Origin of the sequence: Corynebacterium freneyi (genome assembly GCF_030408835.1) — a bacterium.
GTDB lineage: Bacteria > Actinomycetota > Actinomycetes > Mycobacteriales > Mycobacteriaceae > Corynebacterium > Corynebacterium freneyi.
In genome coordinates this window covers 1,773,844-1,793,755 of record NZ_CP047357.1, presented here as the reverse complement: position 1 = coordinate 1,793,755, position 19,912 = coordinate 1,773,844, and the positions used below count along the sequence as shown (strand labels likewise).

Here is a 19,912-nt window from a genome sequence, read left to right as displayed (position 1 = left end):
GATTGGGGTTAGGTTCGGTTCATGAAGGCTACTGGCACCGTCGCGGTTTCCTACAACATCCCGTCCGCCCTTGAGCCGCTGGTTCGGCTGGCCATGAATCTGCGCTGGTCGTGGCACCGCCCCACGCGCGAACTTTTCGAGGGCATCGACCCGGACCTGTGGTCGCGCGTCAACGGCCCGATGGCCCTGCTCCACGCCAGCCCGCGGTCGACGCTCGAGGCACTGGCCGCCGACGAGGACTTCGTCGGCCGCATGCGCGCCGCCGCCGACGACCTGGACCGCTACCTGCAGGATTCGCTGTGGTTCCAGGACACCCACGCCGAGCATCAGATCGCCGACGTCGCCACCACCGGCGCCACCAACCGCATGCCCACCGACCCGATCGCCGCGTACTTCTCCATGGAGTTCGGCATCCATCCGTCGCTGCCGATCTACTCCGGCGGCCTGGGCGTATTGGCCGGCGATCACCTGAAGTCGGCGTCCGACCTGGGCGTGCCGCTCATCGGCGTCGGGTTGCTGTACTCCAACGGGTACTTCACCCAGGCGCTGTCGGCGGACGGGTGGCAGGAGGAGTCCTACGTCGAGCATCCGCCGGCGGCGCTGCCCGTGCAGAAGCTGCGCGACGGTTCGGGCACTCACCTCCACGTCGAGGTCGATTTCCCGGACAACCGCACGGTGACCGTCGCGTTGTGGGTGGCGCAGGTCGGCCGCGTGCCGCTGATCCTGCTGGACACCGACGTCGACGCCAACCCCGCCGAGCTGCGCGGCATCACCGACCGTCTCTACGGCGGCGACGACGAGCACCGGGTGCGCCAGGAGATCATCCTCGGCGTCGGCGGCGTGCGCGCCGTCAACGCCTTCTGCGATTCCCGCGGTTTGATGCGCCCCCGCGTCGCCCACCTCAACGAGGGCCACGCCGGATTCCTGGGGCTGGAGCGCATCCGCGAGCGCATGGACGAGGGGTCCTCCTTCGATGAGGCGCTGGCCATGACCCGAGCCGGCAGCGTCTTCACCACCCACACCCCGGTGCCGGCGGGCATTGATCGCTTCGATCGGGAGATGGTCCGTCGTCACGTCGACGCCGGCGGGGACGGCACCTCGCGGCTGTGCCCGGGCGTGCCCGTCGACCGCATCCTGGAGCTCGGTGCCGAGGAAGACCCGAACCGGTTCAACATGGCGCACCTTGGTCTGCGGTTGTCGCAGCGGGCCAATGGCGTCGCACGGTTGCACGGCAAGATTTCGCGCGAGAACTTTCGGGGCCTGTACCCGGGTTACGAGCCCGACGAGGTCCCCATCGGCTCGGTGACCAACGGCGTGCACCTGCCGACGTGGGCGCATCCGGCGATGGGCCCGATCATCGAGAAGGTTTCCGGTGGGGCGGACGTCGCCGTCGCCGACACGTGGGATCACCCGGAGGCGGCCGGCGACGCGGAACTGTGGGCCGCCCGCAACTCCATGCGCGCCGACCTGGTCGACGTCGCCCGCGCCGCCATCCACGATTCGTGGCGCCACCGCGGCCTCGACGAGGCGCAGCTGGCGTGGACCCGCCGCGTCCTGGACCCCGACACGCTCACCGTCGGGTTCGCGCGCCGGGTGTCCACGTACAAGCGGCTGACGCTGATGCTGAAGGATCCGGACCGCCTGCGCGAGATTCTGCTCGCCCCGGATCGTCCCGTGCAGTTCGTCATCGCCGGCAAGGCGCACCCGCGCGACATGGGCGGCAAGCAGCTCATGCAGGAGCTCATCCGTTTCGCCGACGACGCCGGCGTGCGCGATCGTTTCCTGTTCCTGCCGGACTACGACCTGGAGTTGGCGTCGCATCTGGTCTCCGGCGCGGACGTGTGGCTGAACAACCCGATTCGCCCGCAGGAGGCGTCGGGCACGTCCGGCATGAAGGCCGTCATGAACGGTGGCCTGACTTTGTCGATCTCCGACGGGTGGTGGGACGAAATGCCGCAGGAGGGCAACGGCTGGACCATCCCGACCGTCGAGTCGCATGACCCGGGGTACCGGGACCAGCTCGAGTCGCAGGCGCTCTACGACCTGCTGGAGCAGGAGATCGCGCCGATGTTCTACGACCGCGACTCCGACGGCATTCCGCGCGCGTGGGTCGACCGGATCCGTGCGTCGCTGACGACGCTGTCGCCGAAGGTGACGTCGACCCGCATGCTCCGGGACTACGTCGAGGGCTACTACCGGCCGGCGGATCACGCCAGCCGCCTGATCTCCGCCGACGACGACACGGCGCGTCAGTTCGTCAATTGGCTGGCCCACGTGAAGCAGGGTTGGCCGAACGTCACGTTGACCCGGGTGCGGTGCGACGATGAGCCGGTCGGACCCGGTACCCGCGTGCTGGCGGGCAAGGATTTTCGCGTCTGCGTCGACGTGGAGTTGGGCACGCTTGCCGACGAGGACGTGCGCGTCGAAGCGATCGTCGGCGACGTGGACGTCGATGCGGACGGCGAGGGCGGCGTCGGCGCGGAACTGTCCGACACCGCGATCCACGTCATGGAGCACATCGGGCAGGGCCGCTATTCGGCGACGATCCGCACCGACCGTCCGGGCACCTTCGGGTACGCCGTGCGCGTGGTCCCGCGTCACCAGCTGTTGGCGCACCCGGCGCAGACCGGCCTGATCACCTACCTGGAGGCCTGACCGCAGGGCGGGGAAGTGCGCCGGAACGGGCAAGAATCGGTAACGATTCTGCCCGCTCGGGTTGTATCCGAAGGTGAATGATGGTCATGTGAGAAGGGACAGTCGACCGACCGATTGACCCTGAGGTGATTGCCGTGTCCCTGCCAGAATCCGACAAAAACAAAGGCAGCAGACCACGTGACGGAAGACCGGGGGAGGCGGTCCCCGACGACGACGGCCTGGGGGACATCACCCGCGGTCGCAAGGTCCCCTTCCGCATCGATCCGCCGGTGTTCTGGCCGTCGGTGATCCTCATTCTCGGCTTCGTGGCGTGGACGCTGGTGTCCACGGAATCGGTCACGGCGACGTTTTCCACCGCCGCGGACTGGCTGAAGGAGAACCTGGGCTGGTTCTACATCCTCGGCATCACCGTGTTTCTGGTGTTCCTCATCTGGATCGCCATGTCGAGGTTCGGCCGAATCCGCCTCGGCGGCGACGATGAACGCCCGGAGCATTCGACGGCGACGTGGTTCGCGATGCTCTTCGCCGCGGGCATCGGCACGATCCTCATGTTCTGGGGCGTCGCCGAGCCGCTCAACCACTTCGCCAATCCGCCGCGGGCGGGCACGGAACCGCTGTCCAACGACGCGGCCCGCGAGGCGATGGCGTTCACCTTCTACCACTTCGGTCTGCACACGTGGACGATCTTCGCGTTGCCCGGTTTGGCGTTCGCCTACTTCATCTACAAGCGGAAGCTGCCCGCGCGGTTGTCGTCGATTCTCGCGCCGCTGATCGGCACGCGCATCTATGGGCCGATCGGGCGGATCGTCGACGTCGTAGCCGTGGTCGGCACGGTCTTCGGCGTGGCGGTGTCCATCGGCTTGGGCACGATGCAGATCAGCGCCGGCCTGAATCGCCTGTACGGCTTCGATGAGTCGGTGAGCGTCCAGGTGCTGCTGATCATCATCGTGTCGCTCATCGCGTGCGTGTCCGTGGCGCTGGGGCTGGACAAGGGCATCAAGCGTCTGTCGAACCTCAACATCGTGGCCGCGGTGCTGCTGCTCGTCTTCGTGTTGGTCGCGGGCCCGACGCTGTATCTGCTGCGCGGCACCATCGAGGCGATCGGCGGTTACCTTGCGGAATTGCCGCGCCTGGCGCTGTGGAACGACGCGTTCGACGAGAACCCGGGCTGGCAGGGCGGATGGACCGTCTTTTACTGGGCATGGACCATCACGTGGGCGCCGTTCGTCGGCATCTTCGTGGCCCGCATTTCCCGCGGCCGCACCATCCGGGAATTCGTCGGCGGCGTGCTCGCGCTGCCGGTGGCGTTTTCGCTGATCTGGTTCGGCATCTTCGGCATGGCGTCGTTCCGCGCGGAGCAGGAGCACGGCAAGCTCGTCGACGTCGTCGTCGACCAGGGCGATGTGCCCGGCGCGCTGTTCGAGTTCCTGTCGCACTTCCCGTTCGCACCGGTGCTGTCGCTGTTTTCGGTCATCATCGTGGTCATCTTCTTCACGACGTCCATGGATTCGTCGTCGATGGTCCTGGACATGATGGCGCTGGGCGACGAGAACAAGTCGAACCCGGTGCAGCGCGTGGTCTGGGCGGTGCTGACCGGCCTGGTCGCCGCGATCCTGCTCGTCGGAGCCGGCGAGGCGGGGCTCACCGCGCTGCAGGACACGATCACGGTCGTCGGCCTGCCGTTCTTCGTGCTCGGCTTCACCATGATGATCTCGCTGGTCAAGGGCATCCGCGACGATGCGGCCGCACGCCCGGAGCCCCGTACCCGCCAGTGGAGCCCGGCGTTTACGCCGGATGCCCTGGAGTCGCAGGAATCGACTCCCGCGCCGGGCTACGACGAGCAGGGCGAGCCGTTGCCGGCCCCGCTCATCGACGACGACGGCAATCTCCATATTCCGGGCGGTGCGGTCATCGACGGCGACGTCACGGTGCGCGGATCGCTTCAGGAGGAGTCGGGCACGGACGAGAACTGACGACGACCGACCCCGTCGTCGGCCCCACGACCGACTCCCGTCGGCGGCCGCACCGGGGTTGGCCCGGTCTTTGCGGTGTCCCGCAGCTTTACGCGCCGGGACGCGGCGGTGTTAAGGTCACCGGAAAAGTTCCCGGTCAGGTGACCGTCCGCGCTCGCGTGCGGCGGCCGTTTTCGAGGAGGCCCGTTGCCCACCCTGTTCGACTCGTTCCGCATCGGCGAGATGTCGCTTGCCAACCGGGTGGTCATGGCACCCATGACCCGCGTGCGGTCGGAGTCGCAGGTGGCGGACGAGATGGTCGCCGAGTACTACGCGCAGCGGGCGACGGCGGGGCTGATCGTGTCGGAGGGGACGTTCATTTCGCCGGTGGCCCGCGGTTTCGCGGCGGTGCCGGGGATCTGGAAGGCGTCGCAGGTCGAGGGGTGGGAGCAGGTCCTCGACCGGGTGCATGCGGAGGGCGGCCGGATGGTGGCGCAGTTGTGGCATTGCGGCCGGGTGTCGCACACGGCGCTGCAGCCGTCGGGGTCCGCGCCGGTGAGTTCGACGTCGACGCCGGCGCGGGGCGCGAAGTGCTACATCTTCGATTCTCGCGGCGAGGCCCGGTTCACGGGTGCCTCGGACCCGGTGGGGCTTGACGACGACGGCATCGCCGCCACCATCGCCGACTACGCCCGAGCGGCCGCCCACGCGGTGGAGGCGGGTTTCGACGGCGTCGAGATCCATGCCGCCAACGGCTATCTGATCCAGCAGTTCATCAACCCCGGCGTCAATGACCGGACGGATGATTGGGGTGCGCAGACCGTCGACAAGCGACTGCGGTTCCCGTTGGCGGTGACCGACGCGGTGCTGGCCGCGGTGCGCGACGCCGACCGTGAACCCGGCGTCGACTTCGCCGTCGGCATGCGGATTTCCCCGTACGGCACCGTCAACGACATCCCGCTCTACGACGGCGTCGAAAACACCTACGTCACCCTGGCCCGGGAGCTGGGGCGGCGCGGCGTCGACTTCATCCACGTCGCCGACCAGTCGTCGACGACGGGCGATGTCGTGGTGCCCGGCGTGCCGCGCGGGTTCATGGAGCACATGCGGGAGGAATACGGCGGCGCCGTGATCTTCACCGGCGGTCAGGATGCGCAGTCGGCGCAGGAGTGGCTCGACTCCGGACTGGTGGACCTCGTCGGCTTCGGGCGGCCGTACATCGCCAACCCGGATCTGGTGCGCCGCATGCGCGACGGTCTGCCGTTGGCCGACGTCGACCCCGACACCATCTACGCGCAGGGCCCGGAGGGCTACGTCGACTACCTGGCATACGACGCCTGACGTCGCGCCGGGCGGCTACCGCGGGTACAGGGGGAAGACGTGTTCGGCGAGTTCGTCGAGGACGTCGGGCACGGGTCGTCGTGAAGCACGCAGACCCAGCATGACGTGGTCGACGCCGAGTCCCGCCAGCCGTTCGAGGTACCGCAGCAGGAAGGTCCGGCCCGCGCGGAAACCGTAGCGCAGGGGCTTCGGCTCGGCGTCCGGGTCGGGCAGCAGGTCCAGGGTCAAGGTGGTGATGTAGGGCTTGACGACGTCGCGGCCGGACGCATCCGTGCCGCATAGCCGGGCGACGTCGTCGCGCCAGCCGCGGACGAGCTTCGCCGTGGTGTCGAGGTCCTGCCCGTAGTACATCCAGCCGTCGCCGTGTTCGGCGATCCAGTCCGGGGTTTGGCCGCAGAAGCCGGTGACGAAAAGCGGGATGGGGTCGCCGCCGACCGGCTTGGGCAGCATCTCGATGCCCATGTCGACGCCGCCCCACCGGTTGGCGCGGGTGCGGGGCGTGCCCGTGCGCCACAGGGCGCGGACGTAGTCGACGGCGTGGCGGAAGTCCTCGGCGCGGTCGGCGCGGCGACGTTTGAAGGCGGGGAACTCCTCGGGCCGGTCGCCGGTGGCCACGCCGAGTGCGACGCGCCCGCCGGAGAGCCGGTCGACGCTGGCGGCCTGCTTGGCCACGTGGATCGGATGGCGCAGCGTCAACACCGTCGACGCGGTGGCCAACCCGATGGCGGAGGTGTGCGCCGCCAGGTACGCCATGTGCGTGAACGGGTCGAGGATCTGCCCGGCGTCGCGGAACTCGTCGACCAGCAGCGGCACGTCGCGAAACCACAGGGCGGTGGCCCCGGCGTCCTCGGCGTGCCGGGCGAGGGCGGCCGTGTCGCGCAGCAGCACGTCGAGATCCGGCACCGGCCCGCGCCCGCCGGCGAGGGGTTCGGCCAGGCCGATGGTCATCCGGTCGGTGGGCAGGTGCAGGGGCATGGCGGTGCGCTTTCCGTGGGGCGAACGTCGTCCCCGGGGCCCGGGGAGGGGAAACCGGGGGAGGAGGACTACCTGCGCAGGCAGGCCAGGACGGCGGCTGCTGCGGCGCGGGTGGTGGCGTCGACGGTGGGCTCGTAGTCGGGCAGGAACGTCGACATGTGGTTGGAGGGCACGTCCTCCAGGACCCGGTCGGCGGCGACGGCGGAGTCCCACAGCTCGCGGGGAGTCACGCCCACGGTCCAGTAGACGTAGGGGCAGTCGAAGGCGTTGGGGATGTCGGAGAAGTCCTCCGAGGCGGTCCACCGCTCGGCGGTGACGGACTCGTCGCCGAAGACGCCGTCGAACGCGGCGCGGACGTCGGCGAAGACCTCGGGGTCGTTGTCGGTGACGTTGCCGTGGTCGGAGTACGTGAACCGGGGCTCGACGTCGGAGCCGGAGGCCGCGCACTCGGCGCGGACCATCCGCTCGATGGCGTTGATCAGGATCGTCCGGACCTCGTCCGAGTAGTAGCGGATGTTCAGGACGATGCGGGCGTGGCCGGGGATGGTGTTGTTCGAGTTGCCCGACGACAGCGTGCCCACCGAGATCACCGCGAACTCGTGGGGCGAGACCTCGCGGCCGACGATGCCCTGCAACCGCATGACGATGGCCGCGGCGATGTACGTCGGGTCGATGCCGTTGTGCGGCATGGAACCGTGGGCCGAACGCCCGGTGATGTCGATGGTGATGGTGTCGCAGCCGGTGAGGACGGGGCCCGCGGCGGACATGACGCGGCCGGCGGGGCCGGGGACGACGTGCTGGCCCAGGCACACGTCGGGCCGGGGGATCATGGTGGTCAGGCCGTCGTCGACCATGGCCTGGGCGCCGCAGGCGGTTTCCTCGGCCGGCTGGAACAGGGCGATGAAGGTGCCGGACCAGTCGTCGCGGTTGGCGTCGAGGATGGCGCACGCGCCGAGCAGGGCCGTCATGTGGTGGTCGTGGCCGCAGGCGTGCATCACCTTCGACGCGACGCCCTCGCGGGAGATGCCGTCGGCGACGGACGCGTAATCGACGCCGGTGGCCTCCTCGACGGGCAGGGCGTCGATGTCTGCGCGGAACAGCACCGTGGGGCCCTCGCCGTTGCGGAACACGCCGACGAGGCCGTGGCCGCCGATGCCGGTGGTGATGCTGCAGTCGAACTCGGACAGCCGATCGGCCAGGTACGCGGCGGTGGCTTCCTCCACGGACGACAGCTCCGGGTTGGCGTGCAGGTGCCGGTACACCGACTGCTGCCAGGACAGGTCGGCGCCGTGGTCCGCGATGACCTCGGGGACCGTGCGGCGAAAGCGGACGTCGGTGGGCGGGGTGACGGACATGGAGTCGGTGATCCTCGTTTCCGGGCGGGGTTTTTGCTCACGCCAGTGTACCGATCGGTACATTCATCGCCGCGTGAGCCTCTTGACATGACGACCGTTGGACTGTCTTCTTTAAGAAGTAAAGTCGAGATTCCTGTGTGCAGGTTGGAGGGTGGGATGACGAAGGTCATCGAGGTCTTCGCCGATGTTGCGACAATTGTCGGAATGGTCGCAATCGTTTACTCCGTATGGAGTTATGGTTTGGCGAAGCGCGCGGACCGTGTTGCGGCGCGCACGTTTGGGGTTGAAGCTCTTCGAGATATTACGTCGGGGGAAGTGAGGTGGGCGCGGAATGTGTTCGGCACTCTTCGGTATGGAGATCCCCAATCGGTTTCTCAATTCACCAAAGAGAATGTGATCGATGCTTATTATGTTCAAGTTTGGGCGATCGATCGTTGTGCAGTTGTCCGGCGCCTCCTCGAGGAGTCGAAAAACATTAAGGGTGTTGGATTCCTCATTGATTCCTTGAATTGGAATACTGGGGAGGTGATCCATAATCTTGCCGTCGTTCGGCGGGTATTTGAAATTAGTGATGAGGATGCCTGGGAAAGGGTATGGTTTAGTGCGGAGCAGCTTGAATCCTTGAAGTCCCTCGATGTCGAGGAGGAAGAGGTCGATAGTCTAAGGGGGAGGCTTCATTTGTTGAAGTCGGTAGGTGGTTGTCAATCTGATCATGAGTAATGATCGCATTGGGTGATCACATGTTTTCGATGGGGGCGTCTGTATGAGCGCGTCAGAGGACGCGTCCATGAGTGCTAATCGAATTCATCGGGTTCCTGAAGTCCCGGTATGGCATTGAGATGGTGAGTGACGAATAGGGCGACGGGCGTCGTCAAGCGAAAAGCGGGACCCGAAACCCTGCCCGAACGCCGTCGCCCCGCGTTACAGCCGCGGTTCCTTGGACACCTGCGGGTTGTAGCGCAGGGAGTTGGGGCGGCAGGAGCATTCGACGGCGATGCGGATGTCTCCGGCGATGCGGCCCTCGTCGCGAAGCCTGTAAAACTGCGGCACGACGCGGTCGCGCAGATCCTGGGGGGAGATGGTGTTGAGGTAGATCTTCGTGCCGCCCTCGAAACCGGCGAGGTTGGACACGCGCCACTTGATCATCAATCGCCACGGCATGCGCACGTCGAGGTCGATGGGCCGGTGATGCCACTCCTCGTTGCAGGGCACGTCGGGGCCGGCGGCGGCGTGGCAGGCGTGGATGAGGTCGCTCATGCCGGCGATCTCCTCGGGCCGTTGGCGCCACGGCTCGCACGTCGGCGACTTCGAGTGGATCTCCAGGGTGGGGTAGCGGTGCCCGAAGCCTGCGAACGCCACGGCGTGGTCGTTTTCGGCGATGACCAGGTTGTGCCGGGCCGCGTAGTCGACGGCGAACTCGTTGTACATGTTCGGGTTCGCGCGCAGGCGGCGGATCTCCTGCTCGAGCTGTTCGCCGTGCTCGTCGATGGCCACCAGCTGCTTGTGCAGGTGGTCGAAGCTGGCGCCGGCGGGCTTGAGCCAATTCTGGAACGCCACGACGTAGCGCACGTACCGGTTGCGGCGGTACAGATCCGCCATCGACTCGACGGTGAAGTCGATGAACGCCCGGTGCTCGTCGACGGTGAGCGTGCCCGACGACGCCAGCTGGTCGTCGTGGGTCGCGCCATCGACGAAATGCCGCCGACCGATGATGACGTCGTGTCCGCCGGCGAAGTACCCCGGAGCGTGTTCGAGCAGTTCACCGTCGGTGAGTTCCGCGATCGCCTCGGGCGCCATGCCGCCGGCCTTCAGCCGCGTGCGCACGATGGACAGCACGTGGTCGCGGCCGGCCGGGTCCGCCAGGTAGTCGGCCATGCGTTGGCGGGTTTCGTCGTCGGGCATGAAGCCGTAGTTGGCGGCCCAATAGCCGTAGCTGACGATCTCGAACAGGTTGGGCACGCGCCGGAACTCCGCCTGCGTCTCGTGGAGCTGTCCGGGATGGACGCCGTAGATGGTGCGGAAACCGGACGGCGACGAATCGTCGCGGACGACGCGGGCCTTTTCCGGCGGCGTCTGCAGGGCGTTGGCGGAACCGAAGGCGTCGCGGGAGGTGAAGTCCGCGTCGGTCAGGGGTTTCGGTTCGGGGCGGGTGATGCCCAGCGGCCGGTTGCCGCGACCGGGGACGGTCCATACCTGGGTGCCGGAGAAGGGGTTGAGCTGCTTGACGGTGCCGTCCGCCAGGGTGACCAAGGGCGTTCCGATTTCCTGCATGTCACCAGATTACGGCCGCCGCGCCCGCCCCGCTTTCCGCGCCGCCCGCACCGTCGCCTCGTATGCGGCGGCGCGCAGTTGCTTCCGGGTGTGCTCCATCGGGCCCGGCAGGGCCGTGGCCCCCGTCGCGTGCTTGACGACGACCGCCTCCTCATCCACCACTCCGCCGATGACGTGAACCGGCGCGCCGGCGTGGTCGACGACCCAGCCGACGACCTTGCCCACGTGGCTCTGGGCGTCGACGGAACCTTCGCCGGTGAGAATGAGGTCGCATGACGCGGCGGACATCGCCTCGTCGAGGCCGGTGGCGCGTCCCAGCAGCGCCGCGCCCCCTTCGGTGGAAAGGGATGCTCCCGCCACCGCGGAGATGCCCACCGGCGTTGCCCCCGCCGCGCCGTACCCGGCTTCATCCGGGTCGACGCCGCAGATGCGGCACCAATTCACCAGCGCCTCGGTGAGATGGCGGACCTGTTCCGGCGTCGCACCCTTCTGCGGGCCGAACACGGTCGGGGCGTCGCGCGGCGGCGTCGTGACGTCGAGGACCAGCGTCCACGTGGCGCGCCGGGCGCGCGGATCCAACCCCGTGAGGTCGAGCCGGTCGGCTCCGGCCAGCGCGCCGCCGCCCCTGGGTACGGCGCGGCCCGACGCATCGACGATCCGACCACCCAGCGCAACGGCGATTCCGGCGCCGCCGTCGGTCGTCGCCGAACCGCCCAGGCACAGCGTGAGGTCCGTGGCCCCGTGGTCCAGCGCGTCGAGGATCACCTCACCCGTGCCGAACGTCGAGGCGCCGAGGGCGTCGGGGGAGTCGGCCACCGCCGGCAATCCCGACGCGGACGCCAGATCGAGCACCGCACGGCCCGGCGCCGGTTCCCACCAGCGGGCCGTGATCGGGCGGCCGATCGCATCCACGGCGTCGACGTCGTGGGCCACCGCTTCGTCGGTCGCCCACGCCCGCGCCAACAATTCGGCCGTGCCCTCGCCGCCGTCGGCCATGGGCACGGTGACCGCCGTCGCGCCCGCGTCGCGCACGCCCGCGGCCATCGCCTCGGCGGCTTCGTCGGCGGTGGCTGTGCCCTTGAAACTGTCCGGACAACAGATGACGGTGAACTCCGGGTCGACGGCGGGGTTGGTGTCCATGGCCCCATCATGGCGCACCGCGCCGAGTGAGGGTACCCTTACCGGCATGCCTGCCATCGTCTTCGATTGCCTTGTTCCGCCCGCCGACTCCGACGACCTCGCCCGCGCCTTCTCCGCGCGGCTGGGCCAGCTGGAATCCGAGGGCAAGATTTCCGACGCCGACGTCATCGTCTCCGACGCCCCCGTCGACGAGCAGTTGATCGAGCAGTGGGAACGCGAAAACCCCGACGAGCCCGTCGGCGATCGCGTCATGCGCCGCTACACGCTCGACCTCGCCGGCTTGCAGGGCTCCCTCAACGCCCTGACCATGGACCTGTCGCGTCTGCTGACCCCCGCCGCCCCGCTTCCCGACGATCCCGTGCTCCGCCAGTTCGACGACATGCTCGAAAACGTCGCCCGCTACCCCTGGATGGTCGCCGTCCGGCCCTGATTCGGGCCCCGGGTGACGAGGATCACTTCGCGTCGTCGTCAAGCACTGAAAGCCCCGGACGGCACCGCCGCAGCCGCCCCGGATGTTACGCCCGTGTTTCATGGCCGTTATCCGTCCATTTCCCCGGGTTTTGACCATGTTGACAATGGGGGTGACGGTAGGGGGCGGCGCGCTGTCGGAGTGCGCCGACCGTTTCCGTGGGGGCGACGAGCGTGGAAGAATGCCGGTTGGCAAGAAACCATCTCCCCGTCCCGGCCGGCGCCTCGCGCGCGGTCCCGCGCTTCGGTTGGCCCAGGCCCGCCGCGAACGCAGGTGCGCCGGACGGGAGCGAAGAAAGGCGAAAAGTTGAACGTCGACGATCGAGTCTCCGACTTCTACCAACTCGTGCTGCGTCGGAACGCGGGCGAGCCCGAGTTCCACCAGGCGGTGTCCGAGGTCCTCGAATCCCTGAAGATCGTCCTCGCCAAGAACCCCGAGTACGGCGAGATGGGTCTGGTCCAGCGCCTGTGCGAGCCGGAGCGTCAGATCATCTTCCGCGTGCCGTGGGTCGACGACCAGGGCCAGGTTCAGGTCAACCGCGGCTTCCGCGTTCAGTTCAACTCCGTGCTGGGCCCGTACAAGGGCGGCCTGCGCTTCCACCCGAGCGTGAACCTGGGCATCATCAAGTTCCTCGGCTTCGAGCAGATCTTCAAGAACTCCCTCACCGGCCTGCCCATCGGCGGCGGCAAGGGCGGCTCCGACTTCGACCCCAAGGGCAAGTCCGATCTGGAGGTCATGCGCTTCTGCCAGTCCTTCATGACCGAGCTGCACCGCCACGTCGGCGAGTACACCGACGTGCCGGCCGGCGACATCGGCGTCGGCGGCCGCGAGATCGGCTACCTCTTCGGCCAGTACCGCCGCCTGAACAACCGCCACGAGTCCGGCGTCCTCACCGGCAAGGGCCTGACCTGGGGCGGCTCTCTCGTCCGCACCGAGGCCACCGGTTACGGCTGCGTCTACTTCACCCAGCGCATGATGGAGGAGCACGGCGAGTCCCTCGACGGCGCCAAGGTCGTCGTCTCCGGCTCCGGCAACGTCGCCATCTACGCCATCGAGAAGGCCCAGCAGCTGGGCGCCACCGTCGTCGCTTTCTCCGACTCCTCCGGCTACGTCTCCACCCCCAACGGCGTGGACGTCGAGCTGCTCCGCGAGGTCAAGGAGGTCCGCCGCGGCCGCGTCGCCGAGTACGCCGAGGAGGCCGAAGGCGCCGAGTTCCACGCCAAGGGCAACGTGTGGGAGGTCGCCTGCGACGTCGCGCTGCCCTGCGCCACCCAGAACGAGCTCAACGGCGACGACGCCAAGAAGCTCGCCGCCAACGGCTGCAAGTACGTCGCCGAGGGCGCCAACATGCCGTCGACGCCGGAGGCCGTGGAGTACTTCCGCAAGTCGGCAATCCACTTCGCCCCGGGCAAGGCCGCCAACGCCGGCGGCGTGGCCACCTCCGCCCTGGAGATGCAGCAGAACGCCACCCGCGACTCCTGGTCCTTCAAGTACACCGACGAGCGTCTGCAGCGCATCATGTCGAACATCTTCGACAACTGCGCCAAGACCGCCGCCACCTACGACCGCGAGGACGACTACGTCGTCGGCGCCAACATCGCCGGCTTCAAGAAGGTCGCCAACGCCATGCTCGCCCAGGGCATCATCTAGCGTTTTCCCGCTTCACCGCGACCCGCGCCCGCGTCGGACGGTTCCCGGGCCGGGGAGTAACATCCCCGGCCATGGACCTTTCGACGTGGGCGTTGCTCGTCATCGCCGTTGTCGCCCTGGTGGGGGCGTGCCTCCAGCGGGTGTCCGGCATGGGGCTCGGGCTCATCGGCGCGCCGGTGCTGAGTCTCATCGTCGGTCCGGTGGCGGGCGTGTTGATCATCAACGTGCTCGCGACCGTCAACGCGATCTTCCAGACGCTGTCGGTGCGCGACAACGTCGACTGGCGGAAGTTCTGGTTGATCGGCCCGGTGATGCTCGTCGGGGCGATCCCGGGCGCCTGGGTCGTGCACAACACGCCGACGGCGCCGCTGCAGGTCATCGTCGGCGGGCTCGTGCTGCTGGGGCTGACGGTGACGACGGTCATGCCCGAGCACGTGCGCATCGACGGCCGCCGCTACGCGATGGCTTCCGGTGCGGTCGGCGGGTTCATGAACACCCTGGCCGGCATCGCCGGGCCGGCCATCACCGTCTACGCGCAGGCCAGCCGGTGGCCGCAGAAGACGTTCGCGGCGACGTTGCAGCCGCTGTTCTTCGTCTCCGGGGCCCTGTCGCTGACCGTGAAGGAATTGTCCGCCGCCGAGCCGATCATCCCGCAGGCACCGTGGCACGTTTGGGTCATCGGCGTCGTCGGCATGGTGGTGGGACTGAAGGTCGGCACCGCCATCGCCAAGCGCACCGACGTGCGCAAGGCCCGCCGATTGGCGCTGATCGTCGCCTCCACCGGAGCGGCGGTGACGTTGGTCCGTGGCCTGGTGGGGATGGCTTAGGGAATGTCTCCGACTCGGTGTAGTCAGGTCAGTTCAGTGTTGAGGATGACGAAACCGCAGTAGAAGATCCGAGCTGCGGCCTTCCGGTTGTTCGAGATCGCGATCGAACCCAGGGGGTGTGGCAGGCGCGACCGCCGCCCGAAAGTACCGAGGCAGCAGAGTCTTCGGAGACCGGAAATATCTTTCCGGACCTTGGGGGCACGAAGTCACGTGAACCCTCAACGAGGGGAGCCTCGCCCGTTGTGCTGCGGCTTTATTTGGGAGTATCTTTCTCCTAAGAAGGTTCGCATCAGGTTTAGGGGATTCGTCATCTATGGTGCCGACTGATCCGGATATCCGCGATGTAAAGCGCGGGGATAGGAAAATCGGCCAGGAGTTGGTTTCTCGAATGGGGAGTTCGATATTGCCCGTGTCGGCGAGATGTTAAGTGTTAGGGCATTGTGGTTCGAGATGTCTAGGAAAATTCTGATCAGTTTTACCCTGGCTACCCTGACTGCTGGTGTCTTCTGGATTTTAGGTGATTACTTAGATAGTGTCGAAATGGTGCCTGTATTGTGTTGTTTTTGGCTTGTGGCTGGCCTGATCGCTATGGGGCGCCTGCGTGACGTGCAATTATTGCAACTGGTTCTTGCGTCGATAGCTGCGATGGTTACCGTTGGTACAATTGTTTACTATAATATTGCTGCAGGTGATAATCACATCGGGGCTCTAGCGCTCCTCTCGCTATTTCTGGTTTTTTCTGCGCAAGTATTCCTTCGTTGGAAATGACGTTCGCCAGGCTGGAGGGTATGAGTTCATAGGCTGTGTGTCCTGGTGCAATAAGCGGCATGTAGCGCTTCGGCTGGATTCGGTCATCATGCCGCTAGGTGTACTGGCCGGAGACGTTGGTCGAATCTATGCGATCCGACCACATGACGAAGACCTCCAATGTGGAATGGGAAGTGCCTTAATCCAACCCAGCCACACAGGAGGTCTTCTGTGGCTCACCCTAACGCAGCGCTCACGCCCCGACACCGACTTCAAGTAGCCCGCCTCGTCGTCGACGACGGCGATCCCATCTCCGAGGTCGCCGCCCGGGTCATCAGTGACAATGGGCCGGTGGCTGCACGATTACAATCACCACCGGCCCCATTCCGCGTGTGGGGGTCTTTCACCGGTGTCCCGGTTAACTAACCTCCCCGGTCAGTACATCTAGAACAGCGACGACAGGAACGACTTCGTCCGCTCCTCGCGGGGATTTCCCAGAACCTCGTCGGGCGTTCCCGACTCGACGACGGTGCCGTCGTCCATGAAAACCACCCGGTCGGCGACTTCGCGGGCGAACGCCATCTCATGGGTGACCACCATCATCGTCATGCCGTCATCGGCCAGGCCGCGCATGACTGCGAGAACATCACCGACGAGTTCGGGGTCCAGGGCGGACGTCGGCTCGTCGAAAAGCATCAGCTTCGGATCCATGGCCAACGCCCTGGCGATGGCCACGCGCTGCTGCTGGCCACCCGAAAGCTGCACCGGGTACGCATCGGCCTTGTGGGCCAGACCAACCTGGTTGAGCAGCTCCATCGCCCGCTCCGAGGCCGCGCCCTGCGTGACGCCCTTGACGTGCATCGGGGCCTCGATGATGTTGCCCAGCACCGTGCGGTGCGGGAAGAGATTGAAGTTCTGGAACACCATGCCGATGTCCGCGCGCTGACGGGCGGCTTCCCGCGGCGAAATCTCATGCAGGACGCCATCGCGCTCGCGGTAGCCGATCAACTCGCCGTCGACGTACAAGCGGCCGGCGGTGACCCGCTCCAGATGATTGACGCAGCGCAACAGCGTCGACTTGCCCGAACCGGACGGGCCGATCAGACACGTGACCGTGCCGCGGGGCACCTCCAGGTCGATGCCCTTGAGCACCTCCAGGCGGCCGAAGGACTTGCGCACGTGGCGCGCCTCGACCATGGGACGTTCGGCACCGGTGCCTCCGGTGGCGGGGCCGTGTGCGGTGGCCGGGCTCATCGCTGATCCTCCTCGTAGTTGGCGCGCTCGGACTTCTCCACGACGCGGGCGTTGACCGGGGGCACGCCCTCGGCATCGGCCAGCGCCGCAAGCTGGCGGGCGGTGAGATTGCGCGTTGCGCCCTTGGCGAAGTGCTTCTCCAGGTAATGCTGGCCGACCATCAGAATCGACGTGATGACCAGGTACCAGGTGGCGGCGACCAGCAGCATCGGCACCGGCAGGAACAGCTCGTTGGCGATGTCCGTCGCGCGTCCGTACAGCTCCGCGGTGTAGGGCACCGCCACGACCAGCGACGTGGTCTTCAGCAGCGAAATGAACTCGTTGCCCGTGGGCGGAATGATGATGCGCATCGCCTGCGGCAGAATGGTGCGGCGAATGGTCATGCCCCAGCTCATGCCCAGCGCCTTCGACGCCTCCGTCTGGCCCTCCGGCACCGCCTGAATGCCGGCGCGGACGATCTCGGCCATGTACGCGGCCTCGTTGAGGCCCAGGCCCAGCACGGCGAGCAGGAACGTGTTCTGCAGCGCGGACTGCAGATCGATCTCGGCGAAACCGACGTTCACCGAGCTGTAGATCGTGCCCAACAGGCCCCAGAACACCAGCTGCACGTACACCGGGGTGCCGCGGAAGATCCACAGGTACACCCACGAAATGGAGGACAGCACCGGGTTCTCCGACATGCGCAGCACGGCGATGAGCGCGCCTCCGACGATGCCGATGAGCATCGCCAGCACCGTCAACGCCAGCGTGTGCAGCGCCGCCGTGGCGATGCGGGTGTCCAGCAGGTACTTGAAGTACACGTCCCAGTGGTACGCCTCGTTGCGCGCGGCGCCGATGACGAACCACGCGGCCAACGCCAACAGGATCGCCGCACCGATCCACCTGCCCGGATGCGGCAGCGGCTTCGCCTTGATCGGTGCGTCGAGCTCGCGCTCGGTCGGCTCGCGGCGGGCGCCGCTCGTCGTCTCCGTCATCGGATGTCCTCTCCATTGATGCGCGCCTGGTCCACGGCGCCGTCGTCGAGCCCCCACATGGTCAGGATTCGCTCGTATTCACCGGTGTCGATGAGGTGCTGCAACGCGTCGGCCAGCAGCGGGCCCAACTCGGATCCCTTGGGCACCGGCCAGCCGAAGGGAGCGCCGTCGTAGATGTCGCCGGCCATCTCCAGCTTCCCGTCGGCGCGGGCGACGGCCCATGCGGAAATGGGGGAGTCGGCGGCGATGGCGTCGGCGCGGCCGAGCACCACCGCCGTCGCCGCGGTGCCGGCGTCCTGGTAGGCCAGGCGTTTGATCGGCGCCTTGCCCTCCTCGACGCACGCGTCGCTGCGGGCGGGCAGATCCTCCATTTCGGCGACGGTGCCGCGCTGGACGGCGATCTCCAGCCCGCAGGCGTCGTCGGGGGTGACGTCGGAACCGGCCGGACGGGCCCACTGCAGGCCCGTGTCCAGGTAGTCGACGAAGTCGTACGTCTGGCGACGTTCCTCGTTGCTGGTGAACCCGGAGGCTCCGAAGTCGACCGTGCCGGCCGAAATCGACGGCAGGATCAGCGTGAAGTCCTGCTCGCGGACGACGAGGTCCAGGTCGAGCACCCGCGCGGCGGCGCGGGCGAGGTCCAGGTCGAAACCGATGATCTCGCCCTTCGCGTCCTTGAACTCCAGCGGGGCGAACGGGGGATTGGTGCCGATCGAAATCGTCCCGCGGGCCCGGATATCCTCCGGCACCTGTTCGGCGAGCTCGGGCACGGGGTCCGGGGACACCGGTTCCCACCCGTCGGGGTGACCGCCTTCGTCGTTGGTGACGCAGCCGGTCAACCCCAGCGTCAGTGCGGCCGCCAGCGTGGCCGCGGCGGCGGCGAGGGATCTTCTCATGTGAGAAGAGTCTAGCGGGAGGCCCCCGAGGTCGAATCATTGCGGGCGGCGACTTCCACGGCGGCGGCGACGGCCGGGGCGACGCGGGGATCCAGCGGCGACGGGACGATGTAGTCGGGGCGCAGATCCTCGGCGGCGACGGCGGCGATGGCGCGGGTGGCGGCCAGCTTCATGGACTTGGTGATGCGCGTGGCGCCGGCGGCCAACGCGCCCTTGAAGATGCCGGGGAACGCCAGCACGTTGTTGATCTGGTTCGGGTAGTCGGAGCGGCCGGTGGCCACGACCGAGCCGTACTGCAGGGCGATGTCCTGGGGGATCTCGGGGTTCGGGTTGGCCAGGGAGAACAGGAACGGACCGTCGGCCATCTTCGCCACCTGCTCGGCGGTGAGGTGGCCGGCGGACACGCCGATGAAGGCGTCCGCGTCGACGAGGGCGTCGGTGATGGTCCCCTGCAGGCCGCGCGGGTTGGTCAGCTCCGCGATGGTGGCCTTGACCTCGTTGAGGGGCTCGCGGCCCTCGTGGATGATGCCGCGGGAGTCGACGACGACGATGTCGCTGACTCCGGCGGACAGCAGCATTCGGGTGGTGGCCACGCCCGCGGCGCCGGCGCCCGAGATGACGACCTTCAGGTCTTCGAGGCGGCGACCGGTGAGCTTGCAGGCGTTGCGCAGGCCCGCGGTGATGACGATGGCGGTGCCGTGCTGGTCGTCGTGGAACACGGGGATGTCGAGCTTGTCGTCGAGGCGTCGCTCCACCTCGAAGCAGCGCGGCGCGGAAATGTCCTCCAGGTTGATGCCGCCGAAGGAGGGGGCGAGGCGGGCGATGGTGTCGACCAGTTCGTCGGGGTCGGTGGTGTCCAGGACGATGGGGACGGCGTTGATTCCGGCGAAGCGGCCGAACAGCTGGGCCTTGCCCTCCATGACGGGCAGGGCTGCGCGCGGTCCGATGTCGCCGAGGCCGAGGACGGCGGTGCCGTCGGAGATGACGGCGACGTTGTTGCCGGTCCACGTGTAGGTGCGGGTCAGCTTGGGATCATCGTGGATGGCTTCGCAGACCTGGGCGACGCCGGGGGTGTAGGCGATGGACAGGTCGCGGGTGGAGTCCAGGGGCAAGGTGGAGGCGGTGATGAGCTTGCCGCCCTCGTGCGCCTTGAAAATCTCGTCGGTGGTGACGGGGGCGGCGGGGGACTCGCCGGCGGTGACGTCGGCGCGCACGTCGTCGTGGACGGCGTGCTCGTCGCTGGGGTGGTCGCTGCTGGTCTCGCTGCTGTTGCTGCCCTTGCCGCTGGCCATCTGCGTCGGCTCCTCGTTGATCGGCCGGGCGCCTTTCGCCCGTCGGTTCGTTTTAGACAGCCTAATGGACGCGCCGGCGGCCGCGGCATCCGGGATCGGGGATGGCGCCGGTGGCGG

Annotated in this window: 17 protein-coding genes; 9 read left to right on the top strand and 8 right to left on the bottom strand. The window is 67.5% G+C overall.

Annotation, left to right across the window (positions count from 1 at the left end; all coding sequences use genetic code 11):
* The first annotated feature begins 21 nt into the window (after positions 1–21).
* From glgP to CFREN_RS07980, 3 genes are all read left to right on the top strand, one after another.
* Complete coding sequence (gene glgP / locus CFREN_RS07990; protein ID WP_209652686.1) at positions 22–2,655, top strand: alpha-glucan family phosphorylase; 2,634 nt, start codon at positions 22–24, stop codon at positions 2,653–2,655.
* 269 nt (positions 2,656–2,924) lie between these two features.
* Entirely contained in the window at positions 2,925–4,628 is a 1,704-nt protein-coding gene (locus CFREN_RS07985) for a BCCT family transporter (protein ID WP_083291294.1), read from the top strand.
* Between the two features lie 186 nt (positions 4,629–4,814).
* The gene (locus CFREN_RS07980) at positions 4,815–5,948 is read left to right on the top strand and encodes an alkene reductase (protein WP_244979514.1); all 1,134 of its coding nucleotides are present in this window, start codon (positions 4,815–4,817) and stop codon (positions 5,946–5,948) included.
* A 15-nt stretch (positions 5,949–5,963) separates the two neighbouring features.
* Here CFREN_RS07980 and CFREN_RS07975 read toward each other — a convergent pair whose 3' ends face one another.
* Both CFREN_RS07975 and CFREN_RS07970 read right to left on the bottom strand, forming a co-directional pair.
* Entirely contained in the window at positions 5,964–6,923 is a 960-nt protein-coding gene (locus tag CFREN_RS07975) for a TIGR03571 family LLM class oxidoreductase (RefSeq protein ID WP_209652688.1), read from the bottom strand.
* A gap of 68 nt (positions 6,924–6,991) precedes the next feature.
* A complete protein-coding gene (locus tag CFREN_RS07970) occupies positions 6,992–8,278 on the bottom strand; it encodes an amidohydrolase (protein ID WP_209652691.1) in 1,287 nt (428 codons plus the stop codon).
* 156 nt (positions 8,279–8,434) lie between these two features.
* Between CFREN_RS07970 and CFREN_RS07965 the strand changes: the two genes are divergently transcribed.
* Entirely contained in the window at positions 8,435–8,998 is a 564-nt protein-coding gene (locus CFREN_RS07965; protein ID WP_209652693.1) for a hypothetical protein, read from the top strand.
* A gap of 201 nt (positions 8,999–9,199) precedes the next feature.
* Here CFREN_RS07965 and CFREN_RS07960 read toward each other — a convergent pair whose 3' ends face one another.
* Both CFREN_RS07960 and CFREN_RS07955 read right to left on the bottom strand, forming a co-directional pair.
* Positions 9,200–10,549 (bottom strand): DUF4921 family protein, encoded by a 1,350-nt coding sequence (locus CFREN_RS07960; RefSeq protein ID WP_209652695.1) that lies wholly within the window; start codon positions 10,547–10,549, stop codon positions 9,200–9,202.
* A gap of 9 nt (positions 10,550–10,558) precedes the next feature.
* Positions 10,559–11,689, bottom strand: coding sequence for a glycerate kinase (locus tag CFREN_RS07955; RefSeq protein ID WP_209652698.1), 1,131 nt, complete (start codon positions 11,687–11,689; stop codon positions 10,559–10,561).
* Between the two features lie 46 nt (positions 11,690–11,735).
* Here CFREN_RS07955 and CFREN_RS07950 point away from each other — a divergent pair, with 46 nt between their 5' ends.
* The 5 genes from CFREN_RS07950 (at position 11,736) to CFREN_RS07930 (ending at position 15,830) form a co-directional block, all read left to right on the top strand.
* The gene (locus CFREN_RS07950) at positions 11,736–12,119 is read left to right on the top strand and encodes a hypothetical protein (RefSeq protein ID WP_035122552.1); all 384 of its coding nucleotides are present in this window, start codon (positions 11,736–11,738) and stop codon (positions 12,117–12,119) included.
* Positions 12,120–12,464: 345 nt separating this feature from the next.
* Entirely contained in the window at positions 12,465–13,808 is a 1,344-nt protein-coding gene (gdhA, locus tag CFREN_RS07945; protein WP_070520542.1) for an NADP-specific glutamate dehydrogenase, read from the top strand.
* A 71-nt stretch (positions 13,809–13,879) separates the two neighbouring features.
* Positions 13,880–14,635: a sulfite exporter TauE/SafE family protein gene (locus CFREN_RS07940; protein ID WP_070520446.1), complete on the top strand. Its 756-nt coding sequence runs from the start codon at positions 13,880–13,882 to the stop codon at positions 14,633–14,635.
* 450 nt (positions 14,636–15,085) lie between these two features.
* A complete protein-coding gene (locus CFREN_RS07935; RefSeq protein WP_141742975.1) occupies positions 15,086–15,403 on the top strand; it encodes a hypothetical protein in 318 nt (105 codons plus the stop codon).
* Positions 15,404–15,719: 316 nt separating this feature from the next.
* Positions 15,720–15,830 (top strand): integrase core domain-containing protein, encoded by a 111-nt coding sequence (locus tag CFREN_RS07930; protein ID WP_371327322.1) that lies wholly within the window; start codon positions 15,720–15,722, stop codon positions 15,828–15,830.
* Here CFREN_RS07930 and CFREN_RS07925 read toward each other — a convergent pair.
* From CFREN_RS07925 to CFREN_RS07910, 4 genes are read right to left on the bottom strand one after another with little or no spacing between them, the layout of a single operon-like run.
* Positions 15,827–16,579: an amino acid ABC transporter ATP-binding protein gene (locus tag CFREN_RS07925; protein ID WP_209654619.1), complete on the bottom strand. Its 753-nt coding sequence runs from the start codon at positions 16,577–16,579 to the stop codon at positions 15,827–15,829. The two genes, CFREN_RS07930 and CFREN_RS07925, sit on opposite strands and share 4 nt — an antisense overlap.
* Before the next feature lie 53 nt (positions 16,580–16,632).
* Positions 16,633–17,610 (bottom strand): amino acid ABC transporter permease, encoded by a 978-nt coding sequence (locus CFREN_RS07920; RefSeq protein WP_035122556.1) that lies wholly within the window; start codon positions 17,608–17,610, stop codon positions 16,633–16,635.
* Positions 17,607–18,503 (bottom strand): ABC transporter substrate-binding protein, encoded by an 897-nt coding sequence (locus tag CFREN_RS07915; protein WP_070520442.1) that lies wholly within the window; start codon positions 18,501–18,503, stop codon positions 17,607–17,609. Before CFREN_RS07915 ends, CFREN_RS07920 begins: the two co-directional genes overlap by 4 nt.
* A gap of 11 nt (positions 18,504–18,514) precedes the next feature.
* Positions 18,515–19,795: an NAD(P)-dependent malic enzyme gene (locus CFREN_RS07910; protein WP_083291289.1), complete on the bottom strand. Its 1,281-nt coding sequence runs from the start codon at positions 19,793–19,795 to the stop codon at positions 18,515–18,517.
* Between the last annotated feature and the right edge of the window lie 117 nt (positions 19,796–19,912).